General features: G+C 61.1%; 5 protein-coding genes. All 5 read right to left on the reverse strand.

What is annotated here, in order from left to right:
- Positions 1-156 precede the first annotated feature (156 nt).
- Positions 157-432: a hypothetical protein gene (locus EOE18_RS18115; protein ID WP_127712146.1), complete on the reverse strand. Its 276-nt coding sequence runs from the start codon at positions 430-432 to the stop codon at positions 157-159.
- Complete coding sequence (tnpC, locus tag EOE18_RS18120; RefSeq protein WP_127712148.1) at positions 390-2,078, reverse strand: IS66 family transposase; 1,689 nt, start codon at positions 2,076-2,078, stop codon at positions 390-392. Before tnpC ends, EOE18_RS18115 begins: the two co-directional genes overlap by 43 nt.
- Positions 2,079-2,148: 70 nt before the next feature.
- Positions 2,149-2,490, reverse strand: coding sequence for an IS66 family insertion sequence element accessory protein TnpB (gene tnpB, locus EOE18_RS18125; RefSeq protein WP_127712150.1), 342 nt, complete (start codon positions 2,488-2,490; stop codon positions 2,149-2,151).
- The gene (gene tnpA / locus EOE18_RS18130; protein WP_127712152.1) at positions 2,487-2,828 is read right to left on the reverse strand and encodes an IS66-like element accessory protein TnpA; all 342 of its coding nucleotides are present in this window, start codon (positions 2,826-2,828) and stop codon (positions 2,487-2,489) included. Before tnpA ends, tnpB begins: the two co-directional genes overlap by 4 nt.
- 186 nt (positions 2,829-3,014) lie before the next feature.
- On the reverse strand, positions 3,015-3,589 hold a 575-nt coding region (locus tag EOE18_RS18135), incomplete at its 5' end, for a helix-turn-helix domain-containing protein (protein ID WP_127712154.1).

The raw sequence follows: 3,589 nt of genomic DNA on the forward strand, positions 1-3,589 counted from the left end.
CCGGCGCGTCCATGCGCTGGAAATCTCATATGTGCGCTTGTCTTTCATGGGGAGGGTTAGTGCGGTTGATTTTGTGTCTTGGGCGAACGCTGGATGTTGGTTTGTCCAACGATGTGGGGTTTGCTTCGTACCCATCCGCCGAGCACCGCGTCGGGGTCAGATGCCCTGCATGAAGTTGAGTCTTCGTTGGTCGAGTAGCTCGTCGAGATAGTCGAGGCCTTGTTCTGTGAAGGCTGTCACGCAATCTGCATTGTCGTGGAGGCTGTCGATGATGCTCAGGCAACCGTCTTCGGGTTCCATTTGCTCTGCCAGTTCTTCGATGACCTCGATGTCGACGCCAAGCTTGCGGGCGGCATAGCGGGCGGTGAACGCCATGGATGGGGCGGCCATCAGGCGGCCATTTCGTGTTGGGCTGTTTTCTTCCAGTGCCATGGCAGCAACTCGTGCAAGCGCTGCGCGGGATGATCAGCGATGCGCGCCAGAACATCGGCCAACCAGGCCTGCGGATCGATGTCGTTGAATCGGGCGGACTGGATGAGCGTGTAGAGGACCGCCGCGCGCTGTCCACCGCGATCCGACCCGCAGAATAGCCAGGCTTTCCTGCCCAGCGGCACACAGCGTAGCGCCCGTTCCGCAGCATTGTTCGTCATGCAAACCCGGCCGTCGTCGAGGAAACGGGTGAATGAATCCCAGCGACGCAACATGTAGTTGATCGCCTTGGCCAGATCGTGGTTGCGCGACAGTTTGGCCAGCTGGGTGGTCAGCCAGTTGTGCAACTCGGCCATCAGCGGCGCGCTCAGGTCCTGACGGACGGCCAGACGCTCGCTTGGGCTCTTGCCACTGATGGCGCGCTCGATCTCGAACAAGGCGTCGAGCCTTTGCACAGCCTCCAGCGCAATCGGATAGATCTGGCCCGAGCGTTCACCACGGCTCTTCTTGCGGGCCGCGCTGGCCACATCGGCCAGTTCGAAGAATTTACGCCGTGCGTGCGCAAAGCAGCCAGCTTCCACCACAGGTGCGGGTTGCCGATCGGCAGCATAAAGCTCGTTATAGCCGCCATAGGCATCGGCTTGCAGAAGACCCGACCATGACGCCAGATGGGCACGCGGATGTTCCCCGCGGCGGTCGCGGGAATAATGAAAGAGCGCGGCGGGTGGGTCATCGCCTGCAAAGGGTCGATCGTCGCGCACATAGACCCACAATCGGGCGGTATCGGTCTTGCCCTTGGCCATGACCGGCACAGTGGTGTCGTCGCCATGCAAACGCTGGGCGGCCAGCACATGGGCCTCGATCAACCGGTAGAGCGGCATGAGCGCAAAGGCTGCAGCCCCGACTTGATCGGCCAGCGTCGAGGTGCTGAGCGGCACGCCCTCGCGCGCGAAGCGTTCGGCCTGGCGGTTGAGGGGCTGGTGCTGGCCATACTTCTCGAACAACAGCATCGCGAGAAAGCTGGGACCAGCCCGGCCACGCGGTACAACGTGAAACGGCGCCGGCGGCTGTGTGATCTTCTCGCAATCCCGGCACGAGAATTTCTCGCGCACCGTTTGAATGACTTTCCACGAGCGAGGGATCACATCCAGCGTCTCGGTCACGTCCTCACCCAGTTTGGACAGGCGCTCGCCGCCGCAAGCCGGGCAGGAACATGGCGCCGGAATGACCACGCGCTCGCGCTGCAGGTGGTCTGGGAATGGTTTTTTGGCTGGCCGCTTGCGCGCAAAGGCGGCAACGGTGCTGGCCTTTTCCGTCGTCTCGGCGGCCGTCAGATCACCCTCGGTGGCATCGGCCTCCAGATCTTCCAGCTGGAGCTCCATCTGGTCGAGCAAGCGGCGGGTGCGTTCGGCGCTGGGGCCATATTGTTCGCGCCGCAGCTTGGCGATCTGCAGTTTGAAATGGGCGATCAGAGCCTCGGTGGCGGTGGCTTGTGCTTGTGCATTGGCCAATTTGGCCTCGGCTTCTGCGGCGCGCTGAATGGCGGCATCGGCTTGTCTGGTCACGGCCTCGGCTTGGCTGTTTGCCACCAGCAGCAGCGCTTTAAGCGCTTCAATGTCGTTCGGCAGGGAGGAAACGACCGTGTCCATGGGCCTGATGGAATCATATATCGCCCCCATCGGGAAGTAGAAAATGCACAGAAAAGCCCCAAATTATTCCCTATCCGGCGCTCTGTGGGCGCCAGGAATGCTGAGGGTTGCGCCAGTCGATGCCTTCCAGCAGGCAGGCCAGTTGCGCGGCCGTCAAAGGCACAACCCCGTCCTTGGCCGAGGGCCAGATGAAGCGGCCTCGCTCAAGCCGTTTGGCGTAAATCGACATCCCAATGCCATCATGCCAGATAATCTTTACCAGTGAACCGCCGCGTCCCCGAAACACGAAAAGGTCGCCGCCATGAGGGTTGAGGCTGAGGCTCTGCTGCACCAGAAGGGCGAGACCCTGCATCCCCTTGCGCATATCCGTGTGGCCCAGGGCGATCCAAACCCGAGCGCTTGCTGGTATCATCGCAGCGCCTGCAAGGCTGCTGTCACCAAAACGGGCGAAGCGCCGGCCGCGATCTTCAGGCGCCGCCCACCGCCCAGATCCAGCGTGATGACGGCATCATCAGGCGCGTCTTGGAAAACTGGCGCTTCTTCCACCCTCACGGGCACAAACTGCCCTTGCTCCAGCATTTGCGCCTCGCGCCGCCATTCATAAATCCGACTGCGCGAAACATCATGCTGCCGCGCGACATCCGCCAGCCTCACTCCAGGCACCGCAGCTTCCGCCAAAATCTGCGCCCGTTCCTGCGCGCTCCAACGCCGCCGACGCTCCGGCCCGGTCAATATCGTCACCTTGCTCATCAGATATGTCCTCAAGAACGTCCCAAAGGACGTACCGAACATTCTGATCTAGCCTCCAGCCACCTGCAGCAAGGCGGCTCCCTCCGGATGGATACTTTGCTTCTGACTGAAGGCGACCAGACCCGGTCTTTCGAGTTCTCTGTGTTGAACGTCGTATCTAGCCCAAAGCTGCCCATGAACTTCTCCCTACTTCTCGCTGAATTCGCGTCGATATTCCGTCGGGCTGAGGGCCACTCGGGTACGGAAATGGTGTCGCAGGGCATGGGCGCTGCTGAAACCAACGGCGGCAGCAATATCATCCATCGGTTGCTGGGTGCGGATCAGTAGGTCTTTGGCAGCTTCCACGCGTTCTGCTGCGAGCCAATCGCCCGGGCCTTGCCCAGTGGCTGCGATAAAGTGGCGTTCAAAGGTTCGACGGCTCATCGCGGCTTGTTTTGCCATCAGCGCAATGGACCAAGGCTGTTTGATCTCCTTACGCACGCGATCAAGCACCGGCCCAATTTCACTGTTCGGGCGGATGGCAACGGGGCGCTCAAGAAACTGAGCCTGCCCTCCGTTGCGATGGGCGGGCATAACGATGCGCCGCGCGACTGAATTGGCCGCGTCCGGCCCGTAGTCTTGCCGCACGATTTCTATCATCAGATCGATACCTGCGGCGCTGCCCGCCGAAGTAAATATCCGGTTATGCATATGATACAGAGACGCCTCGTCCACTTGGACGGCAGGATAACGAGTGCGCATAGTCTGGCCATAGCGCCAAT

This window comes from Novosphingobium umbonatum (assembly GCF_004005905.1).
Lineage (GTDB): Bacteria > Pseudomonadota > Alphaproteobacteria > Sphingomonadales > Sphingomonadaceae > Novosphingobium > Novosphingobium umbonatum.

Coding starts and splice junctions, on each gene's coding strand:
- EOE18_RS18115 (WP_127712146.1), bottom strand. CDS start 432: ATGGCACTGGAAGAAAACAGCCCAACACGAAATGGCCGCCTGATGGCC.
- tnpB (WP_127712150.1), bottom strand. CDS start 2,490: ATGATACCAGCAAGCGCTCGGGTTTGGATCGCCCTGGGCCACACGGAT.
- tnpC (WP_127712148.1), bottom strand. CDS start 2,078: ATGGACACGGTCGTTTCCTCCCTGCCGAACGACATTGAAGCGCTTAAA.
- tnpA (WP_127712152.1), bottom strand. CDS start 2,828: ATGAGCAAGGTGACGATATTGACCGGGCCGGAGCGTCGGCGGCGTTGG.